The organism is Mediterraneibacter sp. 210702-DFI.5.30, assembly GCF_020560115.1.
Classification (GTDB): Bacteria; Bacillota; Clostridia; order Lachnospirales; family Lachnospiraceae; genus Mediterraneibacter; species Mediterraneibacter faecis.
Genome location: NZ_JAJCME010000003.1, coordinates 177856 through 199821 on the forward strand (window position 1 = coordinate 177856; position 21966 = coordinate 199821).

Here is a 21966-nt window from a genome sequence, read left to right on the forward strand (position 1 = left end):
TGTATGGTTTCGGTATCATTTCGGGGCGGTTTTTAACGCTCCTGTTCATGCTTTTTCTGTCGGCTCGGTGTGCCGTGTAGTATCTGCTCTGCGTTCCGTTTGGCGGTGGCAAGCTGCTCATACTCGGCTTTTGCGGTGCGGTAGGTGTTGTAAGCTGCGTTTTTCTCGGAAATGAGGGCTTCAATCTCCGTATTCAGCTTGGAAGTGGCGGGCAGCTTCTTTCCCGGTGCAAGCACCTTTAGCTGGCGCAGGGCAGCTTCATAGATGATAAATTCCGCTTCGTGGGACTGGCGGTAGTTCTCCGCTTTTCTGCCGGACAGCTTTTTATGAGCGTCAATGGTGGGGCGGGTGCGGCGGTAATCGTTGACAACCTTTCGCAGACTTTTCTTGTCGGAAATGCTCTGCTCAATGCCCCGCAGACTTTCCCTTGCTTCGGAAAGAGCTTTCCGGCTGCTCTCCACGGCTGCGTCCAGCTTGTCAAGGTCAAGCAGTTCGTTCTCCATGAGGAAGTTGTGGGTAGCCGCCATCTGTTTGAGGTTGTGCAGGGAAGCCCAACGGTCATAGCCCACGCCCTTGCCCTCAGCTCGCTTGGCTTCCCGGTCAACCATGCGCTGCAAGGTGTTGTCTGCCGGGGCGGTTTTTGCGGTTTTTTCCTCTCGCAAGCGTTCCTTTTGGGTGTGGGGGTATTCGGGTATGGCTGTGGTCTGTTCGGCGGCTCTGTGGGCGTTCTGCGTGAGCAGGGCAAGGACAGCAGCCTTGTCAAAATCGTCCCCCAGCTTCCGGGCTGTGATAGGCTTTGTCCTGTCCGGCGTGAGGTAGGAAAGCCGCCCCCGGCTCTCCTTGACAGTTACGCCCTCCCGCAAAAGCAGGGAAGCAAACTCGTCAAAGCTGCCAGCTTGGGAAAGTGCCTGCCGTATCGTCCGGCGCAGCTTCGCCTTGTCCGTTTCAAACTTGGTGGGCTTGGTCGGCTGTCCGGTGGCTTCTCTGGCGGCGTTCTCTTTATCAAGGGCAAGCTGCCCTTTCTTCTGCGCCCAGTATTCACGCTCGGTCACTCGGTTCTTGCTGCCATGCAAAAGGTCAATCTGATACAGATTTTCCCGGTGGCACATCTCCATGACTTCGGACTTGAAATATTCCATAGCTGCGTCTGTGCAGCGGTGCTTGCAGCCGTCCTTCGTGTCCGCTGGTCTGTCCATGTAGGGCAGAAGCGGGACGGCTTCAATCCGCAAGCTGTTTATGACGATATGCACATGAATGTTGCCAGAGTGATTGTGCCCGTCCGGGTGGGTGCAGACAATGGCTTGGTGTCCGGGGAAATGCTCGTTGCAAAATTCCTCGCCCAGCGACTGCGCCTTATCAACGGTCAGACCGTTGTCCGTTCCGTCCCGTGGGTCAAAGCTGATGATATAGTGGTGGGATTTCACATCTTCCCGTTTTTGGTTCTTGCCATAGCGGAGATTGGAGCGCAGACAGGCAACAGCAAAATCTTCTTCGCCGCAGTTCAGCGTGGCAAGGCGGTAGCCCTCACGGGGAACAAGCCGTCCGTTTTCATCAAGGGTGGGTTTCATGGTAAACTCGTCATGCTCAAAAGTGAGGTAGGCTTCCGCTGCTCCGTAGTCGGCATTTTTAGAGCTGATATGTTTGAATGTTGCCAACAGCTTCACCCACTTTCTGCAAGACTTCAAACTTCAAGGCTGCAAGGTCGGAAATGGCGGCTCGGACTTCGCCGGACAGGGCGTTATACGGTACGCCGTATTCGTTCAGATACCGGGCAATCTGATTGAGGTTGCCGCCGATCCTGCCGTATTCGGCGGTCAGCTTCCCGACAGCGGCAAGCAATTCATCATTGACCGGGGAAACGGTAACAATGGGGCGTATGGTTGCCCGTGTAATGGCTTGCCGGATAAATTCGGACTGGCTCATACCATAAGGGGCAAGCCGGGCGGTAAAGTCGGCGTATTCTTCATCGGTCAGCCGGGTCTTGACTACCCTGCTGCGGTGGGGCATGTTATATCGTTTCATAGGTGGTTGACCTCCTTTCTGTGCGTGGTGTCCTCTCACTAATAGGAGAAAAACGGGGTGTGTAGCGGAACTGTTTTTGAAATAATCCGAAAAGAATTTGCGGGAATTTTTCAAGCGGCGTAAGCCGCATAAGCAGGGTTTGGGGAAGGCACTCCCCAACAAGATTCCCGCAAGGACAAAATGAGCGATAAGCGAAATTTGGTACTGCGGTAGAATCTTGCTCTAAAAAACTACCGCTTTCCTCGGCGGCTCTGGTTTGCGGATATACTGGCTTGCTCCACCAATATAGCGATTGCGGCGGCGTGTTCTGCCCGCTGTTCACCACTACAACGGTGAAAAGGGGGCGTTTTGGCAAACGCAGCGAAAATTTTTTTATTTTCCCTGTCTGCTCCCTACAACAATCCGGCGGTGTGGTTTGCCAAAGATTTTTGAAAATGGGCGCAAAAAAAGCAGTAAACCTTTTCAAGATTTACTGCTTATCTGCCGCTGTGATGGGCGGCGGTATTAAATTGTCAGCCGTTTTTCAAATGGAATTTATCTGCAATCGCTTTCTTTCCGCTTTCCAATTCCTTTTCTGTAATCTTCCATAATCCTAACGCAATGATCTGCTATCTTTTGCATTCCGAGTTCTTCAAAAAAGGCAATTTGTATTTTCATCAGTTCTTCACAAACAGTCAACTTCTGCTCATCCATATTGCTAATAGCAAGCCATGGGAACGCTTTATATTTCTTAGTGTCCCCAATGAGAAAATTGTACCCTATCAACTCATTTTCACGGAAAACGAAATAGAATTGTGGGCCTGAACCTGGAACTGACTTTTCCATAATTTGCTGCATTGTTCTCACGCCGCCGTATGCCGGAAAAAAACCTATTCGCTCAAGAGCATTTAATATGTCAATCCTTTTATCTGTGGGTATGTCTCTATAATTGATAATCTGTTCCATTTGCTCTACCCTCATTGAAGTTTAATTTGTCAGGCTCTAATTATACAACTTTTCTGTTTAGCGGTCAAAGCGGAACTTCAACAGGCTTTCTATCAGTTGCCTGACGATATGCTCCTGCATATCCGTGTTAATCTGTCCGTCCATTTTCGCACAAGAGCGGACATATCCCGCATAATGGGATAGGACGGCGGCAACAGCTTCCGGGTCGCCCCCGCTTGCCTTAACGATTGTCTCATAGGGAAGTAGCTGGCTCATAGGACAAACCCTCCAACTCTGCCCGTAGCCGCCGTAAAATCATCTGAATACGCCGCCCGGTTGTGTTGCCAGCCCGTCCATATCTCCGTCCAATCTCCCTATGCGTCAATCGTTGGAAGTAGTACAAGAAAATGATTTCCTGTTCCATCTGTGATAGTGCGGACAGGGCTGCGGCAAGCTCTGGACTTTCCAAAAGCACCATCTGACCACAGACGAAAAGCGGATAGCTGGTCATGCCGGATTGCTCCGCAAAGTATTTATCTGTGGTACTGAATGGATAGTGTTTTTCTTCTATCAGATATTCAAGCGAGATTTCCCGCTTGCGGCGGCTCCGTATGCTCCGGGCTGCGTCTATGGCAGCGTGGCGAATAACAGTCTTGCAAAAGGCATCATATGTATGCCGGATATGTTCTTGATACTTTTCGTGTTCGGTCATGGAAAATCCCCATTTCTGAATAATGGCAGAGGGCGGCAGCATCTTGTGCTGTCGCCCTCTTGATTACCGAACAGCAAAGACGGGCGGGGCTGTCAACGGCGGCGCATTTGCGCCGTTCATCTTGACCGTTGACAGGCTCGGCTGGGTTTGCTATCTGCTCACGGCAATTCACTCTCATTGATAGGAATTGCCTCAAGTTCCGTATTCAAATTGTTCCAATAAGAGCCGATATCCGCACTTGTGAAATACTTAAAACCGCCTGCTGCTGACTTCAATTCGCCGTTTTTAACCCCATAGCAGGCGTAAATCAAATCGTAGCTTGTTCCATCTGAGAGGTTAAATCTAAAGCTGGTCACATCTGCTCCGGCAGTTTCCTCAGTCGTTTTGTCTTTTAGGGATAAGCCCTTGAACTTATCATACAGGGTCTTTATATCATTTTCAGCAACAACTACTTTCTTTTCTGCTGATGCAGGCACTCCGTCATAGTGGTACATTTCAACGTTTTCGACATCTTCAACCTCAAATGGGAAGTCGATTTTGACAGGCTCATAAGCAATGTTTATAGGTAACAGAAAGAGAGCTGTAAAAATTGCAATGATACAAAGAGCGATGGAAACGAGAACAGCAATCGTTATCTTTTTTCTGCCTCTCTGCTTTTCTTTTGCCTCATGGCGCATAATAACGCTTTCGCTTTCTTCGTGAAGAACATCTTCGCTCGTGTGAGAAAGCAATTTCTGATAAATTGCGTTACAGTCAGCACAGGCGTTCAAATGCTCTTTTACCATCTCTGCGCTTGCTTCGCTGCAAGCACCGTCAACATACAGCGGAAGAATATCTCGAACAATATCGCATTGTTTACTCATGCTTTTCATCCATCCTTTCTTGAATTTTTAGCTTTGCACGATGATAAGTAACTCTCGCCCATGATTCTGTTTTTCCAAAAATTGCAGCGATTTGTGAAAAAGATAGTTCCCCGAATACGCGAAGCTGAAAGACTTCTTTGTATGGTTCTTCCAAACGGTGAAGAACGAGGTGTATGCGGAACGCCATGTCAGAATCTGCAACTGAGTTCTCAACATTTTCATTTGATGGCAAGTCATTGATTTCACTCACATCAGCTACTCGCTGACGGCTTCGCATTTCATCATGGTAAAGATTTTTTGCTATGGAGCAGAGCCATGTCAATTCATCTGACTTACCTTTGAATTGTGATGTTGTAGAAACAGCCTTATAGAATGTGTTCTGCGTGATTTCCTCTGCTATCTCACGATTTTTGGCAAGAGAAATAGTATACGAGTATACCTGTAAATAGTAGGCTTTATAGAGCTTTTCATAGTCCATACTTGTCATCACCTCCTTCAGCTTCATAGGTTAGACGGAGAAATCGGAATTTCGTTACAAAGAAGTTTGAAATTTTTATACCTTTACGCTACTCTTGCTTTCTGCGGACTATTGGTAGACGCGCATTAACGGCAAGCAAAGAGATTGCTGTGTCAGCTTGATATGTTCAAATGCTAATTAAGTATAGCATACAGCTATGAATTTTTCTATTGCGTTCCCCTGACTTCGGAATAGTGGCAGGACTGGCTGTCTTTGTTTTGCTTTGTGCTTCTCTACCGTACATGAGCATTGCTGCAAGGATTCCGGCAATCGTACTCTTACCACATCCGGATTCACCAACCAGTGATACAAAACTTCCTACCGGAAGATTTAAGTTGATTCCTTTTAAAATCTCTCTGTCCTCTTCATAAGAAAAGTGCACATCTTTTAATGTAATATCTAACGCTCCATCCGGTAGTGTTTTTTCTCCTGCCTGTGGTTCTGGTAAATCTAAAATCTTGAAAATCTTATCACTCGCTGCCATACCATTCATTGCGATATGAAAGAACGAACCAAGCAGTCTGAGCGGCAGGAAAAACTCGCTGGCAAGCAGAACGATACATAACGTTCCTGCTACACCGATATTTCCTTTTAAGAATTCAGATACCGCAACCGCCATACCGATCGCAGCTCCACCATACGCCACAATATCCATCACGCTGGTTGAATTGAGCTGCATGGTCAGAACTTTCATCGTAATCCTGCGGAAGTTCTGGGATTCCACATCCATCTCGTCTGCTTTCTGCTGGTCTGCCTGATAGATTTTCAGTGTAGTAAGTCCCTGTAAATTCTCAAGGAACGAATCCCCCAGTCCGGTATAGATACTCCAATAGTTATTTAATAATCTCTTCGCCACTTTCTGTACGACTACAATTGAAATTGGAATCAGCGGTACACAGACCAGCAGGATGACACTCGCTTTCAGACTCACTCTACAAAGAATGATAAACAAGGTCAGTGGTGCGATCAGGCTGTAAAATAACTGTGGGAGATATTTTCCAAAGTATGTCTCCAACTGCTCCACACCTTCGGTTGACACCTGTACGACCTCCGAAGAGGATACTTGCTCACTGTAGGAAGCTCCCAGCTTCAACATTTTCTCATAAATCTTTTCTCTTAAAATTCTCTTTACATCTACACATGCAAGATACGAAGACCTTGCCCCCATCCGTTCGCATACAAATCGTATGATCACCACCAGTGCGAGGATCATGATTGTCTTCTCAATCACCGGCACTGTCACCGCACGATAGACTACGCGCTCCAACAAGTCAGCAATCGTAAATACTGCCAACACCTGTGAGAGCAATGCTGCCCACTGCCACAGGATGGTGTAAACAATATACTTTTTTGCGTGGGATAAAAGTCCCACCAGTCTTGTTTTAATCATAAAAATCTTATCCTTTTGTTTATTTCTTCGATTCTTTTTTACTGCATATCAAATGCCACACTGCAAGTGCCGGATGATACAGAAGCATCCTCGGTCCGGAAAACCGCATAACCTTCCGAATCTTCTCCCTCATCTCCGGCTTGTAGCAATGCACCTTACAGTTCGCACAGAATGTTTTCTCTTCCATAAAGGGACATTTCTGGCTTCTGAGTCTGGCATAATCCGAAAGTTCCTGACAGGAAGGACACATCTTTCCTGTCGTTTTGTCATATTCCTTATGATTCTTCCGGCAGTACAGCCGGATCATTTCTTCCACAACGCGCTGTTCCTTCTGCCGCTTCTTTTCGATTGAATCCATTTATTCTGCTGCCTCCAGTTCCTGTTCCCCAGGCTTTATCGTTTGAATTTTCAGGAAGAAATATAACAAATGACATACCCAAACCACTGCGATACAGATTCTTCCAATCGGTACATTCTTCATGCAGATAAAACCAATCAACATAACTGCTGTTACCATTCCGATAATCTTGCATTTTGTTCCCATGGTCATAGCTCTTTTCTGAACAAAACTATCCAGATGTTTCTTATATAAATTCGTTCCTATGAACCAGTCGTGCAGCTTCTTGGAACTCTTTGCAAAGCAAAACAGTGTTGCCATATAAAATGGAACGGTTGGCAGGATAGGAAGTACAATTCCTACCGTACCAAGTCCCAGGCAAAGAAATCCAAACACAATCCATACTATTTTTAAAGGATTTTTTCTCGTTTTATTTTTCTTCTCCATACACCTCTCCTTTATCACTTATTTTCATCTGTATTTATAAGATAATGATGGTCATTTCCGAACACGCAAAGTTAGTTTCTTCCATTTGTTGTTAGTTATGACTATTATCCTGTTAAAATATATATTATACTCTTTCTGATTGTCAATATTTTTCCACTTATTTCGTACCCTTAAGTACGAAATCTTCATTTTCTAATCTCCTTATAAATACGTTATTTTTCATATTATTTGATAATTTTTATCAATATTTTTTTCTTTTTACTTGTTAATAAATTGTAAAACAGCGGCATTATACCATAAAAAAAGAAGTACTATATGCTCCTGATTTTACATACATTACTTCTTTTAAGACATATTTATCAAATCTATTATCTGTTAACCTCTCGCATTTTTAACACTTAAAGCTTAAAAATCAATCGTGCTGTACTCTCTGGCATATGTGCTTCTCCAACCGAACTGGACACAGTAATCAAAAGATTTCCACGTAACGTTCCATGGTCAAAATTCTGAAAAACACATGCATTCAAAGGTATTTTTATCCTTCCGTTCTTTACATCTGCAATTTTATACATATCCCCTTGCAAATATTTCAGACAGGTAAGATGCCCTTTCATCTGTTTTCCATTAATCCGAGATACCGCATGCATTTCTCTGATTGTCAATTCGAGATAACAGCCTCTTTTATTACGTTTCACAATCCCGAGAGGTTCGAATCCATTTTCTGCCATGGATCGACGACTCCCATCTGTCTGCAGGATAGAAATCACAACTGGATGATTGCCATACTCCACAAGTTCTTCTATGTTTCTAATCTGATTCTGTTCTTTTTGCATTCGAATTTCTTTATTGATTCGCATATGGCTTTTTGTAAGTTCTTCCAGTCTTCTGTAATCAATATTTTCGATCATTCCTTTCAGAACATCATCGATTCCTTCTGTAATCCCACTGCGTTCCAGATACTCCCTAACGTCTTTTTGGACTTTCTGATGCCAACGGAGCATCTTTTTCCCTTTATCCGTGAATTCAAGACTTTCGGTCAAATATCCTTTTTCTATACAACTTTTAAAGAATCGGCTTACTGTTGGATGTTTTACGCCACATTTTGTAGCAACTGCACCAATTGTCCCTCTTCCCTTTTCCAATTGTTCCAATTCTGTCAGATACTGAATTTGTAATACTGTCAGATGATTAATTTCTACTGTCTGGTTCCTGGTCATGACTCAATTCCTCTACCATATTTCCACTTCTAGTTGTCCACAGTCCCACACTTCCGGTTCTGTCTGATTCTCCGGCATAAATGCAATCAGAAATTTTCCCTCAATCACTCTGTCATTCGGCTTTATAATAAATTCAAAGACTCTGGATGGAATCTGTTCTCCTTGTGCTCCTTGTTCAGCTAAAACCCACTGTTTATCATAGTTCTTATACCATAATCTTTTGTTTCCCAGACTGCTCACTTTCTGTAATTTAAAATAACCCTTTTTTGTTATTTCAAGAATTACATTCCTGGAATAACAATGATATTCCTTCTTTAATTTTCTAGGACAGCGTTGCTCCAGACTATACATCTGCATTGAAAAAATATAGTTTCCTTTTTCATAACGGTCTGTCAGTTCTGAATTTCTTATTCTTCTCTCATAGTACATGTTTTCATAATTGATAAACTGGCAGATTGCTCTCGTAGATTCATCGGTTACAATGTGTTCAATCCGACATGCATCCTGGTCTGCCGTCTTTTCATTTACACCAATAAACTGTAACATCTGACTGATTGAATTATGCCGGTAAATACAATCATTTCCTACAGATAGCCCATAATCTGTCAATTGTATCTCCTGTCCTGCAATTAATTTTTCAAGATATCCTTCCTTTTGCATCCTCTTGAGACACGCCACTATATCTCTTTTCTCCATTCTGAAATGCTGACAGATTCGTTCCAGATCTAATGAGATATTCTGTGTCTTCCAGATACACAACTGCTCTAAGATATCCTCTTCTTTCTCTGATTTTGAATGTGGAAAATTATGTTTTTCAGTACTTGTATCCATTTTTATTTCACCTTGCCCACTAAGAAATGAACTCAAATTAACGAGCTTTCTTCCACCCCTATCACACAATCCATCTCCTGATAATCTGCCGGACAGCAATCTGTCAGAATCTTTGCATTCGCAAAAGCAGAAAATGTCACTGAACTGATAGATCCGAATTTTGAATGATCTGCAAGGACAAACCTGTTCCTGCATCTCTCGATCGCCGTTTGTTTCACCAGAGCCTCATTCGCATCCGGTGTCGTGAATCCTTCTGCTTTTGTGATTCCATTTGCTCCAAAGAATCCTTTGGTAAAATGATATTCCTGCAGATTTTTCATTGCCTGGGCACCGATCACTGCCTCTGTAGAGTTCTTAAGTTCTCCGCCGATCAGAAACACTTTGATTCCCTTCGCTGCCAGTCTCTGTGCATGTGAAACAGCATTTGTCACAAAAACTGCATTGGTATGTCCAAGAGCATCAATCATATAACCTGTCGTTGTTCCTGCATCGAGATAAATAAAGTCTTCCTCCTCGATCAGTTCTGCCGCATATTGCGCGATTTTCCTTTTCTCTTCCACATAGAGTTCGCTCTTCTGCTCAACTGTCGGTTCATAAGCAGAGACAGTGCCTTCATCTTCTAGCGCAACCGCTCCGCCAAATACCTTGATAAGCTTTCCGGCTTTATGAAGTGCAGTAATATCTCTTCTTACCGTAGACTCTGATGTATCTAAGATTTCTTTCAATTCTGTTGCTGTGACACTTTTCTTCTCTTTCAGCAAATCCAATATAATCTGATATCTTTGTTCTGTAAGCATTTTAGTATCTCCTTTTAAAAAAGAACCTGAAGCCATGAATCCCTACCGCTCCTCCTTTACAACCTGTTGATATACTCCGGCAATCTCTTCTTTTGTTGCCAGATTCTCTGAAAATGCACTTGCACTTCCTGATGCAACTCCCATGTGGAATGCATGTCTGTATTCATGTTTCTCCATCCAGCCTGCCATAAATCCGGCTACCATAGAGTCTCCTGCTCCAACACCGTTTTTTAATTCCCCTTTCGGCGCCGGAGTATCATAAACACTTCCATCTTCTGCTACAAGAACGGCACCTTCTCCTGCCATGGATACAAGAACATTTCTTGCTCCTTTTTCCTGCAGTTTCTTTGCATATGGTACAACAGATTCTCTTGTCAGAAGTTCCACATCAAAAATCTCTCCAAGTTCATGATTGTTCGGTTTTATTAAAAATGGATGATATTCAAGAACGTTCAACAGCAGATCTCTCGTTGCGTCTACAACGATCATGACGCCTTTGCCATCAAGCTTCGCCATAATCTTCTGATACATGTCATCCGGCATAGATGTTGGAATACTTCCTGCCAGAAATAAAACATCACCTTCTCCAAGTTTGTCAAGCTTCTCCATCAGCTTCTCTACATCTTCCGGAGAAATCACCGGTCCACTTCCGTTAATCTCTGTTCCGTCGATTGATTTTAACTTCAGGTTGATTCGAGATACACCTTCATTGATCTCAATAAAATCAGATGCAACTCCCATCTCTTTGAGTCTTCTTTCAATCTCTTTTCCGGTAAATCCGGCTAAAAATCCAAGTGCAGTATTCTCGATACCAAGATTGCCAAGCACTGTAGAAACATTGATGCCCTTTCCACCTGGAAGGATCAGCTCTGAACTCGTTCGATTCGTAAGTCCAAGCTTAAAGTCCTCAACAGAGACAATGTAATCCAATGACGGATTAAATGTTACTGTGTAAATCATTTTGCATTCTCCTTCTCTCTGACCATTGTTTTTCTTTATGCTTGTATTATACGTTCAAACTCGTTCATAGTCAATCAAACTAATCAACAAATTTCATGACTGTTTTTGGTTGGTTTTGCACAATTTTGGTTTTCAGCCTTTAAAACAAGAACTCCGCCAGCACACAATTGCTGACATCCATCCCACGATGCGTCAGTCTGATTCGATCTCCACTAAATTCCAGCAATTGTTCTTCTTCTAATTTATCAAGAATTTTTCCATATACATCATTTGCATTCTTTCCAAAATAGTTCTGAAAATCTGTTCTCGAAACTCCCTCTACTTTTCGAAGCCCCAGATACATGAACTCTTCCATCTGCGATTCCACGGAAAGAATTTCTCTGTCAATAAGAATCGACTCGCCATTTCTAATCTTTTCAATATATGCTTTCCGATCTCGAATATGATCAAACCGCTCTCCTTTGATCAATGAGGAGGACCCTGCTCCAATCCCAAGGTATTCCGTTCTGTCCCAGTATCCCAGATTATGTCTGCATTCTTTTCCCTGCTTTGCATAATTGGAAATCTCATATCGATGCATTCCGGCTTCTGCGAGTCTTAGTATTGTCAACTCTCCCATCGCATATTCTTCTTCCTCAGACGGAAGTTTCCATGCGCCACGGTCTAATTTTCCTTTTTCATACCAGTCGTAAAATACTGTTCCTTCTTCCAATATCAAACTATATGCGGATATATGTTCCGGCTCAAGTGCCAGAACTTTTGAAAGTGTATCTTCGTAGCTTTCTATCGTCTGTCCCGGAAGTGCGGACATGAGGTCTATGTTCCGGTTTTTGAATCCAGCCTGTTCTATCAGTTTCCAAGTCTCAAGGAATTCTTCAAATGTATGGATTCTTCCTAGCATTTTCAGTTCTTCATTTTGTGCCGACTGAAGTCCAATACTCAGTCTGTTCACCCCTGCTGCTTTCATGGCATGAAGTTTCTCGATATCAACTGTTCCCGGATTCATTTCCATTGTGATCTCTGCATTCTCATTTACTGAAAATGTATGATAAATTGCATTAAAAATCTGTTCTATCTGTTCCGGTGTCAGAAGAGACGGTGTTCCGCCTCCCAGGAAAATGGTCTGAACTTCATACTCTCCAGATAATTCCTGATAACTCTGAATCTCCTGTACCATAGCACTGACATAAGCTGCCTGTTCTTCCTCTGTTCCACTTGCTGAAAAAAAATCACAATAATTACATTTTCTTACGCAGAACGGAATATGGAGATATAATTCTAAATTTCTCTTTTTCATCTTTAAATACAGAAAGATACTGTCTGATAAAAACAGTATCTTTTCCTTCCTTCTTTTATCTAGTTTTCATCCAGCTTCAGGACACTCATGAATGCACTCTGTGGAATCTCTACATTTCCAACCTGACGCATTCTCTTCTTTCCTTCTTTCTGCTTTTCAAGCAGTTTCTTCTTACGTGAAATATCACCGCCGTAACATTTCGCAAGAACGTCCTTACGCATTGCCTTAACTGTCTCTCTCGCAATAATCTTACTTCCGACTGCTGCCTGGATCGGAATCTCGAAAAGCTGTCTTGGAATCTCTTCTTTCAGCTTCTCACACATCTTTCTTCCACGCTCATAAGCGCTTCCTTCGAATACAATAAAGGAAAGAGCATCCACTTCTTCTTTGTTAATCAGAATGTCAAGTTTGACAAGCTCGGAACGTACATAACCAAGCATCTCATAATCAAAAGATGCGTATCCTCTAGATCTTGATTTCAATGCATCAAAGAAATCATAAATAATCTCGTTGAGTGGCAGATGATATGTCAACACGGCTCTTGTCTCTTCAATATATTCCATTCCCTGATAGATTCCACGGCGTTCCTGACACAGATCCATGATCGCTCCGATGTACTCGGATGTCACCATGATCTCTGCCTTTACCATAGGCTCTTCCATATATTCAATCTCTGCAGGATCCGGCATGTTTGTCGGGTTTGTCAGATCGATCACATCACCGTTTGTCTTATGGATCTTGTAAATAACACTCGGTGCTGTTGTAACAAGATCAAGGTTGTACTCTCTTTCCAGACGTTCCTGAATGATCTCCAGATGAAGGAGTCCCAAGAATCCACAACGGAATCCGAATCCAAGTGCTACCGATGTCTCTGCCTCAAACTGAAGCGCAGCATCATTAAGCTGCAGTTTCTCAAGTGCATCTCTCAAGTCCGGATACTTTGCTCCGTCTGCCGGATATAGTCCGCAATATACCATCGGATTTACTTTCTTATATCCCGGAAGTGGTTCTGCACAAGGATTCTCTGCATTCGTGATCGTATCTCCGACACGGGTATCCTTTACATTCTTAAGACTGGCTGTGATATATCCTACCATTCCTGCTTCAAGTGCGTCACATGGAATGAACTGTCCCGCTCCAAAAGTTCCAACTTCTACAACTTCTGCTTTCGCACCTGTTGCCATCATAAGCATCGGTGTACCTTTTCTGACCGTACCTTCCTTGATACGGCAGAATACAATAACTCCCTTGTAAGAATCGTACTTGGAATCAAAGATCAGTGCTTGAAGCGGTGCATCCGGATCTCCGACCGGTGACGGAATCTGCTGTACAATCTGCTCGAGAACTTCATGTACATTCAGTCCTGTCTTAGCAGAAATCAGTGGTGCATTCTCCGCATCGATTCCGATCACATCTTCTATCTCTTCTTTTACACGCTCCGGCTCTGCGCTTGGTAGATCAATCTTGTTGATAACCGGCATAACATCCAGATCATGATCCAGTGCAAGATATACATTCGCAAGCGTCTGTGCCTCAACTCCCTGTGCTGCATCAACAACAAGAATTGCTCCATCACAGGCCGCCAGACTTCGGGATACCTCATAGTTGAAATCGACGTGTCCAGGTGTATCGATCAAGTTGAAAATATACTCTTCTCCGTCATCTGCCTGATATACAGTACGGACTGCCTGTGCTTTGATCGTGATTCCACGCTCTCTCTCCAGATCCATGTTATCGAGAACCTGTGACTGCATTTCTCTGCTAGTCAAAAGTCCTGTCTGCTCAATGATACGATCCGCCAGTGTAGATTTACCGTGATCGATATGTGCTATAATACAAAAATTTCTAATATGACTCTGATCAATTGTTGACAATACTTCTTACCTCCATCTATCTTTCTGACTGTTTTACAATAAAAAGTTCTACCGCAAGATTGTCTGTCAGCAATCCTGTCTTTACATCCTGCTCCAACTGTGCCCCTTCTTCCATCACACGGCGCAGCTGTCCCATCTTAAACCGCTTCGCCTGTTCCATGTTCTTTCCTGCCACAAATGGATGTAAGCCTGCTTTAGACGCAATCTCTTTTCTTCCATACCCCTGGTTTGCAAGTGCCTTGACATGGAAAAGCATCCTGTACTGACGTACCAACAGAAAAAGAATACGCATCGGCGGTTCTTTTAAAGCCAGCAGTTCATAATACAGATCCAGTGCTTTCTGCTGATTTCCGGCTGCAACCGCATCTACCATCTCAAAAATATGATTCGTGATCTGCGTCACACAGACAGCATCAATATCTTCCTTCGTGATTGTATCCCTCTCCAGTGCATAACAGAATACTTTCTCCAGCTCTCCCTGGATATTTTCCATATCTGTTCCAACTTTATCCAGAAAATACACGATCACAGACTCCGAAATCTGCTTCTGCTCTTTTCGGACCAGACCTGCAACCCAGCGTTTCAAAGTTCCTGCATCCTGCGTGGACAGCTCTGCAATATATCCTTTTGATTTCACTGCTTTATAGAGCTTATTTCTCTTATCAATCTCTTCTTCCACAAAGATAAAACAGGTTGTCTCTGGCATGTCCTTAATATAATCCGCCAGATCTGCCCCTGCCGCAGTTTTAAAAAATCCCGTATTCTCAAATACGATCAGTCTGCGCTCTGCAAAGAAAGGTAAGGTCTCTGCAAGATCGATTGCTTCTTTCACTGGCGTATTCTTCCCTTCATAATACGAATAGTTCATCGTATCACCTTCCGGAAGCATTGCCTTCACAAAACGGTTCTTATACTGTTTCTTCAGATATCCTTCTTCTCCACAGAGAAGATATACCTGCTTAAATTGTCCTGATTTTAAATCTTCATTTAAGGTCTTCATAACTATTCTATTATAAATGAATAACCAACACTTTGACAAGAGCCTTTTTATCACCTATTCCTGTTTTATAAATACTTGTGAACCTTTATTTTTCGTCCATCGCTCCTTAGTGTAATTGCACCACATTCCTGCGTGGACAATACTTCACTTCCGATTTCCCGCAGGCGTTCCAGCGTCTCCTCATGTGGATGTCCGTAGCGATTTTCTATCCCCGCTGAGATTAATGTTAATCTGGGTTTCACAATCTGAAGAAATTCTTCACTTCCCGAATTCTTCGACCCATGATGTCCTGCTTTTAAGATTGGACAGCTTTCCAATGCTCCGCTTTCCACCAGCTGTTCCTCTCCTCTTCCTTCCAAATCTCCTGTCAGAAGCATTTGAAACGCCCCATCCTTCAATTCAAGTACAACAGATGCTTCATTTCCCGCTTCCAGACGAGGCATCTCCTCTTCCTTGCCACGAATACGCTCGTTTTTCCTCGTTGTCAACGGAGCAATGCATTTTAAATACGTTCCTGCTTTTTCTCCGGCATAAATTGTCAACACTCTCGTCCCATTTTCTTTCGCTATTTCTGCAAGATGGAGTAATTTCTCATCCATATATTCTTCCGGCGGCAGAACAAGCGCATCGATTTCCACTCCCTGTTTCTGATTTTGCAGAAGTTCCTGAATTCCATTGATGTGATCCGCATCACCATGTGTCACAAAAACATACTCCAGTTTTCTGACCCCCTGCGATAATAGAAACGGCTCTATCCGGTAAGTACCGACAGAAGACAGATCACTGCTCCCTCCATCCACCAGCATTCTCTTTCCTTCCCTGTCTCTTATAAAAATACAGTCCCCCTGTCCAACATCCAGAACCGTCACCTGAAGGTTTTTTGAATCATTATTGAGTATTCCGCATCCGCAGATCGATCCTGCTATGACAATACAAACAAGAAGTGAAAATCCCGCCTGTTTTCTTCGGTTATCTGTCTTATTTTTCATTGCATGAAACAGGAAGCACAAAAACAACAGCACACCATAGTAAATAAGCACCCACCATAACTCTGGCTGTCCGGTCACGATCCTGCTGCCCGGAAGCGCTGATGTCAGCTCACATAATTTATCATAGAAGGACAACAGGCGATCACAGCTTCTGAATCCAATTTTTCCTACGGTTCCCGATAATTCTGAAAACAAAATTCCACCTATACCTGTCAACATCACAAATGGAAACAACGGAATTAAAATAACATTCAAAACGAGTGCATACGGTGGTATCTCAAAATAATAATACAGCATGATTCCCAGAAGCATTCCATTAACAGCTAAACTAATCTTAAATCCTTCCCATGCTTTCAAACGTGTTTTCTGTTCAAAAATTGGATACAATAATAAAATCCCAAGAATTGCACCAAACGAAAGTAAAAATGCTGCGTCTAACAGATACAGCGGTTGATATATGCTTAAGATAGCTGCTGTAACCGCCAGGCTTGTAGGTTGATCCACATCTCTCCCGGTAATTTCTGCCCCCATGCGGATAAAAAACATAAGAAGTGCACGAAGACTGGACACCTGTGGACCTGTCATAACCAAATAAAAAAACAAAATCCCTCCTCCGGCAATTCCGGAAAACAGAAATGAATTTCCCATTCTTCTTAATAACCGGTAAACAGACATTCCGATCAGTGACATGTGTAATCCCGAAATTGCAAGCAGATGTCCTAATCCGTTCTTCTGATACAATTTTTTCATCTCCGGATCAAGTCCGCTCTTTTCTCCCAACAAGATTGCAGAAAGCATCGCGCCATGTGTTTTTCCCATCTGGCTTACAATCTTCCAGTTCCAGTAATTTTTCAGCCGGTCCAGCTGATTCCGTATGCTATTCCATCGTGATACAATCCAGTTCTTGTCTTTTTCAGACAAAACTATCTCCACCTGTTCTGCCTTTGTTAAAACCCCAACATGGATTCCCTGTTTTTGATAATAACTTTTTTGGTTAAAATTACCCGGATTCCTTGGCGGATGAAACGACTGTTTTGTCCCCCACACATTCAGCTTCTGTCCTATTTTCATTCTGATTTTTTTACCGGATTTATTATTTTTTATTGTTACAAGGATTTTCTTTTCTTTGATTATCTGATTCTTACTCTTTTGATCTGTACAAGAAACAACCGCATCTTTCAGATAAATTGCAGTTGATTGTGATTTATTTTCAATTTTATAAACCGTGCCCTCGCAAATCACATCTTTCTCATCTGAAATCAATGTTTCTGCAAGGGACGGTTTCTGATCTTTTGTATTCTGTAAAAAACTCACTCTTACAAGCTGTATGGCAAGCAGTATAAGACATACCATACAGAGCGGGCGTTTTCTCATTCTTTGTTATCTGCTGCTATCCAGTCCTGCTCTTCATTCAATGGCTGTGACAAGTCCACCTTCTCCATGTATTTTGCATTCGATTCACCATTGATCGTAATCTGTACCTGCCTTACTCCTGTTCCCTCTACAAGAGAATCCACAATAGAATAAATCGTGATCTCAGGCAGTACATCATACGCACTGATCAGAAATGTGCTGTCAAAATTCACATAACAGATTCCATCCTTTGTCGTTACACTCAACAGATTAGCCGCCGGATTGATCGTTGGATATGCCCCCTCCTCAGATGGGCCTTGCATCAGCTTTTCTACAATCAGTTTTTCTTTCAAGACATTACTGCTGTAATGAACGTCCACCTCTTGTTTGACCAGTTTGGATCCATTCTGATCTGCAAAATATAACTTCAATGTATCACTCTGATAAGAACTTAACGAAGAACCTGTCGTGTCAACAATATCGTCCTCATTCATCAGACCGACCTCATTTCCTTCATCGTCTTTGAGTGGTTCTCCTTCCACACGGACAGATACCGCATCAATTCCGTCAATCTGAAGCAGTGACTGCACAATTGCTGCCCGCATCAGTTTCTCATCTAAGGATTTCACTTCATAATATTCTTCGCTGAAATTAATCTCAAGGATACTGCCCTTTAAAGCACAGTCGAGCAATTTCACCTGTTCCGGAATTGCCTGTGTATATTCAATTTCATTCGTTGGTTTCTTCATCTCATCGATTACAGATTCCGCCTTTTTTATCGCAGAATTGCCGCTGATCTTAGCTGCAACCTTTACAAGTCCTGTCTTATCTGTATTCATACAGTAAATGTAAGATTCGCCTTCCTTTACTCCATAACGATCCCCACACGCAGTTACTGCGAGAGAAAGAATCAGAATAAGCAACACTGCGATCCCTTTTCTTTTTTTCATAACTTTTCTCCTAAGAAGCTGTATAGATCAATGGAATTCTCACAGTAAATGTTGTTCCTTCGCCTTCTTCACTGAATACTTTGATCGCACCTCTATGTGCAATCACAGCATTTCGCGCAATTGCAAGTCCAAGTCCTGTTCCTCCGATTTCTCTGGAATGAGATTTATCCACACGGAAGAAACGTTCAAAAACATGCGCCTGATCCTCTTTCGGAATTCCAATTCCTGAATCTTCTACTTTTACATAGAAAAATTTGTGGTCTGCATTCAATGATACATGAACCCATCCATTATCATGATTATACTTTACTGCATTTTCTACCAGATTGGAAATCGCAAGTGACAGCTTTGTCTCATCAATCTCCGCCGTAACCGGACGAAAGCTCTCCATTACGATCTCCACATTCTTTTTCTCTGCAATTGGTTTTAATCTCTTCAAAATCTGTTCCAGAAGTTCATTGATATTAATGGATTCAATATTCAGCGTCTGCCCCTTCTTGTCCATCTTCACAAGTGATAAAAGATCTGTAATGATCTTATTCTCACGGTCAATCTCTTTTGCAATATCACCCATGAATTCCTGATACATCTCAACCGGAAGGTTCTCCTGCTCCAGAAGTGAATCGGCCAGTACTTTCATCGATGTCATCGGAGTCTTCAGTTCGTGAGATACATTGGATACAAATTCTTCCCTGGAATCATCCAAAAGCTTCAGCCTTCCCATCATCTTATTAATTGCTTCACTGATACTTTTCGTTTCTGTAAATGTATCCACATGCAAAACATCGTCGCTATACCCTGCACTTACATTCTCGATCGTAGCTGCAATCTGATGCAGCGGACGTACTACACGATCTGCTGCAAACACTGCAACAATCGTCAGAAAAATCATCACAAGACCAATAATCACGCTCCCCTGTGTATATAATACATCCAGAGAATCCTCAATACTATCAGTTGAAACACTTGCCAGCATTACACCGCGAATCTGATCATCTCCGGGTATTGCAATCGGTGCAGTCACCTCGATATAATGATTCTTCTTATCATAATTATTCGTGCTCGTCCCCTTCATACAGCGCACTACACTTTCAGATACATCCAGCTTTCCCTCATCCAGACTGTAAGTATCCTTGACTACCCTCAGCTGATCGTCAATTACCATAACTCTTCCGTTATAAATGTTAGTCAGCTGATTCAGGCTGTCATTGACCACCTCTTGTGAGGTGTCCTCAAAATAATGGCTCGCACTGATCTGATTCGTTAAAATTGTACATTGATTCTGAATTTCTGCTGTTCGAAGTGACACAGCACGTGACTCATAGACTTTTACGATTCCAAATAGTGCTACTACGCTGGGCACAAGCCCGGCAAGAAGCACCATAATAAAAATTCGGAATCTAAGATTGTTAAAGATCTTTTTCTTAAATGAAAATGTATTCTTACCCCTGGAAATAATAACCCACTCCCCACTTCGTATGTACGTATTTTGGTTCACTTGGATTCTGTTCTATCTTCTCTCGTAAACGACGGATATGTACATCTACAGTTCTTGCATCACCCGGATAATCATATCCCCAGATCAGATTCAGCAGATTCTCTCTGCTGTAAACCTTATTCGGATTCATTGCCAGAAGCTCAAGCACATCAAATTCCTTCGCTGTAAGATTGATCTCACGTTCCCCGATGAAAACACGGCGTCCTTCGCAATCAATCTTCATATTTCCTTTCACAAGCACCGGACTGCCAGCCGGCTCTTCCTTGCGTTTCGCTGTTCTGCGCATGATTGCCTTGATTCTTGCCTTCACTTCAAGAATATTGAACGGCTTTGTGATATAATCATCCGCACCATATTCCAGACCAAGGATCTTATCCATATCCTCACTCTTGGCAGTCAACATAACAATCGGCATATCTGAAAATTCACGAATCTGCTGACATACCTGGAAACCATCCAGTTTCGGAAGCATGACATCAAGAAGTACAAGATCATACTCACATCTTCTCGCATATTCTAATGCTTCTTCTCCATCATAAGCGCAATCCACTTCCATTCCTTCCTGTTCCAGACTGAACCGAATCCCCTTTACGATTAATTTTTCATCATCAACAACTAATATCTTCTTGCTCATACTCCTCTTTCTGGCCGTTCTTCTGCCTGCCCGCTCCTATACCGTAATATCGTCTTTTATCTTATTAAACACGCCATCCTTGATTCCCTCGATCTTCTTGAGATCCTCTATACTCTGAAAGTTTCCATGCTCCTGTCTGTATTTCAGAATACTCTCTGCCTTTGATGCTCCGATTCCACTCAAGGTCATCAATTCTTCTTTTGCGGCTGTATTTATATTAATTTTATCACTGACTGATCCACCTGCATTTCCATTCGGATCTGCCCACTGACCGGAAACAGATTGTGCTGACTCCTCTGCTTCTTCCTGCGTTGGCACATAGATCCGCTCTCCATCACTCAAAGCTTCTGCCTGATTGATCCAATCTGCGGCAGCATCTTCTGTCATTCCACCGGCCGCTTCCAATGCTTCGTAAATCCGTGCATCTGTCCTCAGTTCGTACACCCCCGGAGCATTCACAGCTCCACATACATGAACATATAACGTCTCCGGCATTCCTTCTTCTGCATCTGTGCCACCCTGAGATCCTTTTTCTGACTCTGTTTTGGAATTTGAGGAATTCTTTCCTACATCAGATTCTCCCTCCAGTGTGAACTCTTCAAGTTCTTCCGCTGCGTCATGCTTCTCTGCACAGCCACACAATCCCATGGTCAAAAAAGCCAAAGTTAAAGTCAATACAATTCCTTTTAGCATCTGCCCTTTACGGCATCTGCATATTTTCTTCCATCCGTTCTTCATCCTATTGCCTCACTGTTCTCAGACAGTCAGACTTCCCCTTAAAACCGGACATAAATATTGTAACGAATTTTTCTCAAAAATACAATAGACAATTTAACGCTTTGTTACAGACTTGTTACAATACCCGCAAAACTTTCTATTTCCATTGGAAAAGAACAATTCCACCGGCTGCGATCAACAATCCAATCAATTTTCTCCATGAAAATGGTTCTTTTTCCATTCCGAACATTCCGGATAGTGAGATCAGATAAGCAACCGCCAGCTGGGAAACAACAATGAAAAGTGCTGATCTTGCAGGTCCCAGGGCATCCACACTTTTAATGACAGTCCATGTGATCCCTGCTCCGATCACACCTCCCAGCAACATATAGCGCGGCTGGACTTCCATAAGTGCTGCAACAGAGTCTCTTCCAGTTGCCAGCCAGACAAACAGACACAAAAAAAATGCTGAAAGTTGCACCCACCCATTGCTTACCCAGATTCCTGTCGTCTTTGTCACCTGCGCGTTGAACACTCCCTGTACACTCATCAGCGCACCTGATAGCAGTGCAATCAAAAAACCGGCCATAAGCTCATACCTCCCTATAGAAATAGTATAAGCAAATGCCGGCTTTTT

At 42.9% G+C, this 21966-nt stretch carries 23 protein-coding genes and 1 pseudogene; all 24 read right to left on the reverse strand.

Going from position 1 to position 21966, the window contains the following annotated elements; all coding sequences use genetic code 11:
* Positions 1 to 32 precede the first annotated feature (32 nt).
* The gene (locus LI126_RS04520) at positions 33 to 1655 is read right to left on the reverse strand and encodes a relaxase/mobilization nuclease domain-containing protein (protein WP_044983951.1); all 1623 of its coding nucleotides are present in this window, start codon (positions 1653 to 1655) and stop codon (positions 33 to 35) included.
* Positions 1627 to 2022 carry a plasmid mobilization protein gene (locus LI126_RS04525; protein WP_009255338.1) on the reverse strand — a complete coding sequence of 132 codons (396 nt, stop codon included), beginning with the start codon at positions 2020 to 2022 and terminating at the stop codon, positions 1627 to 1629. The genes LI126_RS04520 and LI126_RS04525 overlap by 29 nt, the downstream gene beginning before the upstream one ends.
* A complete protein-coding gene (locus LI126_RS04530) occupies positions 2009 to 2488 on the reverse strand; it encodes a hypothetical protein (protein WP_173011514.1) in 480 nt (159 codons plus the stop codon). The genes LI126_RS04525 and LI126_RS04530 overlap by 14 nt, the downstream gene beginning before the upstream one ends.
* A 68-nt stretch (positions 2489 to 2556) precedes the next feature.
* Positions 2557 to 2967: a hypothetical protein gene (locus LI126_RS04535; RefSeq protein WP_015527903.1), complete on the reverse strand. Its 411-nt coding sequence runs from the start codon at positions 2965 to 2967 to the stop codon at positions 2557 to 2559.
* Between the two features lie 57 nt (positions 2968 to 3024).
* Positions 3025 to 3222, reverse strand: coding sequence for a helix-turn-helix domain-containing protein (locus LI126_RS04540; RefSeq protein ID WP_156066934.1), 198 nt, complete (start codon positions 3220 to 3222; stop codon positions 3025 to 3027).
* Positions 3200 to 3658, reverse strand: coding sequence for an RNA polymerase sigma factor (locus LI126_RS04545; RefSeq protein ID WP_431733421.1), 459 nt, complete (start codon positions 3656 to 3658; stop codon positions 3200 to 3202). The genes LI126_RS04540 and LI126_RS04545 overlap by 23 nt, the downstream gene beginning before the upstream one ends.
* Before the next feature lie 158 nt (positions 3659 to 3816).
* A complete protein-coding gene (locus LI126_RS04550) occupies positions 3817 to 4521 on the reverse strand; it encodes a zf-HC2 domain-containing protein (RefSeq protein ID WP_005946129.1) in 705 nt (234 codons plus the stop codon).
* Positions 4514 to 4999, reverse strand: coding sequence for an RNA polymerase sigma factor (locus tag LI126_RS04555; RefSeq protein ID WP_008818014.1), 486 nt, complete (start codon positions 4997 to 4999; stop codon positions 4514 to 4516). Before LI126_RS04555 ends, LI126_RS04550 begins: the two co-directional genes overlap by 8 nt.
* Before the next feature lie 289 nt (positions 5000 to 5288).
* Positions 5289 to 6428 (reverse strand): annotated as a pseudogene (locus LI126_RS04560) (ABC transporter transmembrane domain-containing protein); the annotation flags it as partial.
* A 19-nt stretch (positions 6429 to 6447) separates the two neighbouring features.
* Positions 6448 to 6786 (reverse strand): nitrous oxide-stimulated promoter family protein, encoded by a 339-nt coding sequence (locus LI126_RS04565; RefSeq protein ID WP_055148185.1) that lies wholly within the window; start codon positions 6784 to 6786, stop codon positions 6448 to 6450.
* The gene (locus LI126_RS04570; protein WP_055148187.1) at positions 6787 to 7212 is read right to left on the reverse strand and encodes a YbaN family protein; all 426 of its coding nucleotides are present in this window, start codon (positions 7210 to 7212) and stop codon (positions 6787 to 6789) included. It lies immediately after the preceding gene.
* 398 nt (positions 7213 to 7610) lie between these two features.
* On the reverse strand, positions 7611 to 8429 hold the full coding sequence (locus LI126_RS04575; protein WP_195941956.1) for a MarR family winged helix-turn-helix transcriptional regulator: 819 nt from the start codon (positions 8427 to 8429) through the stop codon (positions 7611 to 7613).
* Positions 8430 to 8441: 12 nt separating this feature from the next.
* The gene (locus LI126_RS04580) at positions 8442 to 9260 is read right to left on the reverse strand and encodes a metal-dependent transcriptional regulator (protein ID WP_227164926.1); all 819 of its coding nucleotides are present in this window, start codon (positions 9258 to 9260) and stop codon (positions 8442 to 8444) included.
* A 32-nt stretch (positions 9261 to 9292) separates the two neighbouring features.
* Complete coding sequence (locus LI126_RS04585; RefSeq protein WP_055163089.1) at positions 9293 to 10057, reverse strand: DeoR/GlpR family DNA-binding transcription regulator; 765 nt, start codon at positions 10055 to 10057, stop codon at positions 9293 to 9295.
* Positions 10058 to 10099: 42 nt separating this feature from the next.
* Entirely contained in the window at positions 10100 to 11017 is a 918-nt protein-coding gene (gene pfkB / locus LI126_RS04590) for a 1-phosphofructokinase (protein WP_020435706.1), read from the reverse strand.
* 139 nt (positions 11018 to 11156) lie between these two features.
* Positions 11157 to 12314 (reverse strand): radical SAM family heme chaperone HemW, encoded by a 1158-nt coding sequence (gene hemW, locus LI126_RS04595; protein WP_227164927.1) that lies wholly within the window; start codon positions 12312 to 12314, stop codon positions 11157 to 11159.
* Between the two features lie 59 nt (positions 12315 to 12373).
* The gene (gene lepA / locus LI126_RS04600; protein ID WP_155203304.1) at positions 12374 to 14188 is read right to left on the reverse strand and encodes a translation elongation factor 4; all 1815 of its coding nucleotides are present in this window, start codon (positions 14186 to 14188) and stop codon (positions 12374 to 12376) included.
* A gap of 16 nt (positions 14189 to 14204) precedes the next feature.
* Positions 14205 to 15188 carry a DNA polymerase III subunit delta gene (gene holA, locus LI126_RS04605; RefSeq protein ID WP_015529690.1) on the reverse strand — a complete coding sequence of 328 codons (984 nt, stop codon included), beginning with the start codon at positions 15186 to 15188 and terminating at the stop codon, positions 14205 to 14207.
* A 65-nt stretch (positions 15189 to 15253) separates the two neighbouring features.
* The gene (locus LI126_RS04610) at positions 15254 to 17551 is read right to left on the reverse strand and encodes a DNA internalization-related competence protein ComEC/Rec2 (protein ID WP_227164928.1); all 2298 of its coding nucleotides are present in this window, start codon (positions 17549 to 17551) and stop codon (positions 15254 to 15256) included.
* A complete protein-coding gene (locus LI126_RS04615) occupies positions 17548 to 18480 on the reverse strand; it encodes a GerMN domain-containing protein (RefSeq protein ID WP_227164929.1) in 933 nt (310 codons plus the stop codon). Before LI126_RS04615 ends, LI126_RS04610 begins: the two co-directional genes overlap by 4 nt.
* 10 nt (positions 18481 to 18490) lie before the next feature.
* Entirely contained in the window at positions 18491 to 19864 is a 1374-nt protein-coding gene (locus tag LI126_RS04620; protein ID WP_055148198.1) for a sensor histidine kinase, read from the reverse strand.
* A gap of 58 nt (positions 19865 to 19922) precedes the next feature.
* Positions 19923 to 20612, reverse strand: a complete 690-nt coding sequence (locus LI126_RS04625; protein WP_015529686.1) for a response regulator transcription factor — start codon at positions 20610 to 20612, stop codon at positions 19923 to 19925.
* A 36-nt stretch (positions 20613 to 20648) separates the two neighbouring features.
* Positions 20649 to 21350 (reverse strand): helix-hairpin-helix domain-containing protein, encoded by a 702-nt coding sequence (locus LI126_RS04630; protein ID WP_226900676.1) that lies wholly within the window; start codon positions 21348 to 21350, stop codon positions 20649 to 20651.
* A 136-nt stretch (positions 21351 to 21486) separates the two neighbouring features.
* Positions 21487 to 21918, reverse strand: a complete 432-nt coding sequence (locus LI126_RS04635) for a DMT family transporter (RefSeq protein WP_177999277.1) — start codon at positions 21916 to 21918, stop codon at positions 21487 to 21489.
* Positions 21919 to 21966 lie beyond the last annotated feature (48 nt).

Excerpts from the sequence above, each read along its gene's own strand:
- LI126_RS04585 (WP_055163089.1), bottom strand. The coding sequence starts at position 10,057 with ATGCTTACAGAACAAAGATATCAGATTATATTGGATTTGCTGAAAGAG.
- LI126_RS04615 (WP_227164929.1), bottom strand. The coding sequence starts at position 18,480 with ATGAAAAAAAGAAAAGGGATCGCAGTGTTGCTTATTCTGATTCTTTCT.
- LI126_RS04575 (WP_195941956.1), bottom strand. The coding sequence starts at position 8,429 with ATGACCAGGAACCAGACAGTAGAAATTAATCATCTGACAGTATTACAA.
- LI126_RS04555 (WP_008818014.1), bottom strand. The coding sequence starts at position 4,999 with ATGGACTATGAAAAGCTCTATAAAGCCTACTATTTACAGGTATACTCG.
- LI126_RS04570 (WP_055148187.1), bottom strand. The coding sequence starts at position 7,212 with ATGGAGAAGAAAAATAAAACGAGAAAAAATCCTTTAAAAATAGTATGG.
- LI126_RS04565 (WP_055148185.1), bottom strand. The coding sequence starts at position 6,786 with ATGGATTCAATCGAAAAGAAGCGGCAGAAGGAACAGCGCGTTGTGGAA.
- LI126_RS04545 (WP_431733421.1), bottom strand. The coding sequence starts at position 3,658 with ATGACCGAACACGAAAAGTATCAAGAACATATCCGGCATACATATGAT.
- pfkB (WP_020435706.1), bottom strand. The coding sequence starts at position 11,017 with ATGATTTACACAGTAACATTTAATCCGTCATTGGATTACATTGTCTCT.
- LI126_RS04540 (WP_156066934.1), bottom strand. The coding sequence starts at position 3,222 with ATGAGCCAGCTACTTCCCTATGAGACAATCGTTAAGGCAAGCGGGGGC.
- hemW (WP_227164927.1), bottom strand. The coding sequence starts at position 12,314 with ATGAAAAAGAGAAATTTAGAATTATATCTCCATATTCCGTTCTGCGTA.
- LI126_RS04550 (WP_005946129.1), bottom strand. The coding sequence starts at position 4,521 with ATGAGTAAACAATGCGATATTGTTCGAGATATTCTTCCGCTGTATGTT.
- LI126_RS04625 (WP_015529686.1), bottom strand. The coding sequence starts at position 20,612 with ATGAGCAAGAAGATATTAGTTGTTGATGATGAAAAATTAATCGTAAAG.
- LI126_RS04635 (WP_177999277.1), bottom strand. The coding sequence starts at position 21,918 with ATGGCCGGTTTTTTGATTGCACTGCTATCAGGTGCGCTGATGAGTGTA.
- LI126_RS04620 (WP_055148198.1), bottom strand. The coding sequence starts at position 19,864 with ATGGTGCTTCTTGCCGGGCTTGTGCCCAGCGTAGTAGCACTATTTGGA.
- LI126_RS04580 (WP_227164926.1), bottom strand. The coding sequence starts at position 9,260 with ATGGATACAAGTACTGAAAAACATAATTTTCCACATTCAAAATCAGAG.
- LI126_RS04535 (WP_015527903.1), bottom strand. The coding sequence starts at position 2,967 with ATGGAACAGATTATCAATTATAGAGACATACCCACAGATAAAAGGATT.
- LI126_RS04630 (WP_226900676.1), bottom strand. The coding sequence starts at position 21,350 with ATGAAGAACGGATGGAAGAAAATATGCAGATGCCGTAAAGGGCAGATG.
- holA (WP_015529690.1), bottom strand. The coding sequence starts at position 15,188 with ATGAAGACCTTAAATGAAGATTTAAAATCAGGACAATTTAAGCAGGTA.
- LI126_RS04610 (WP_227164928.1), bottom strand. The coding sequence starts at position 17,551 with ATGAGAAAACGCCCGCTCTGTATGGTATGTCTTATACTGCTTGCCATA.
- LI126_RS04525 (WP_009255338.1), bottom strand. The coding sequence starts at position 2,022 with ATGAAACGATATAACATGCCCCACCGCAGCAGGGTAGTCAAGACCCGG.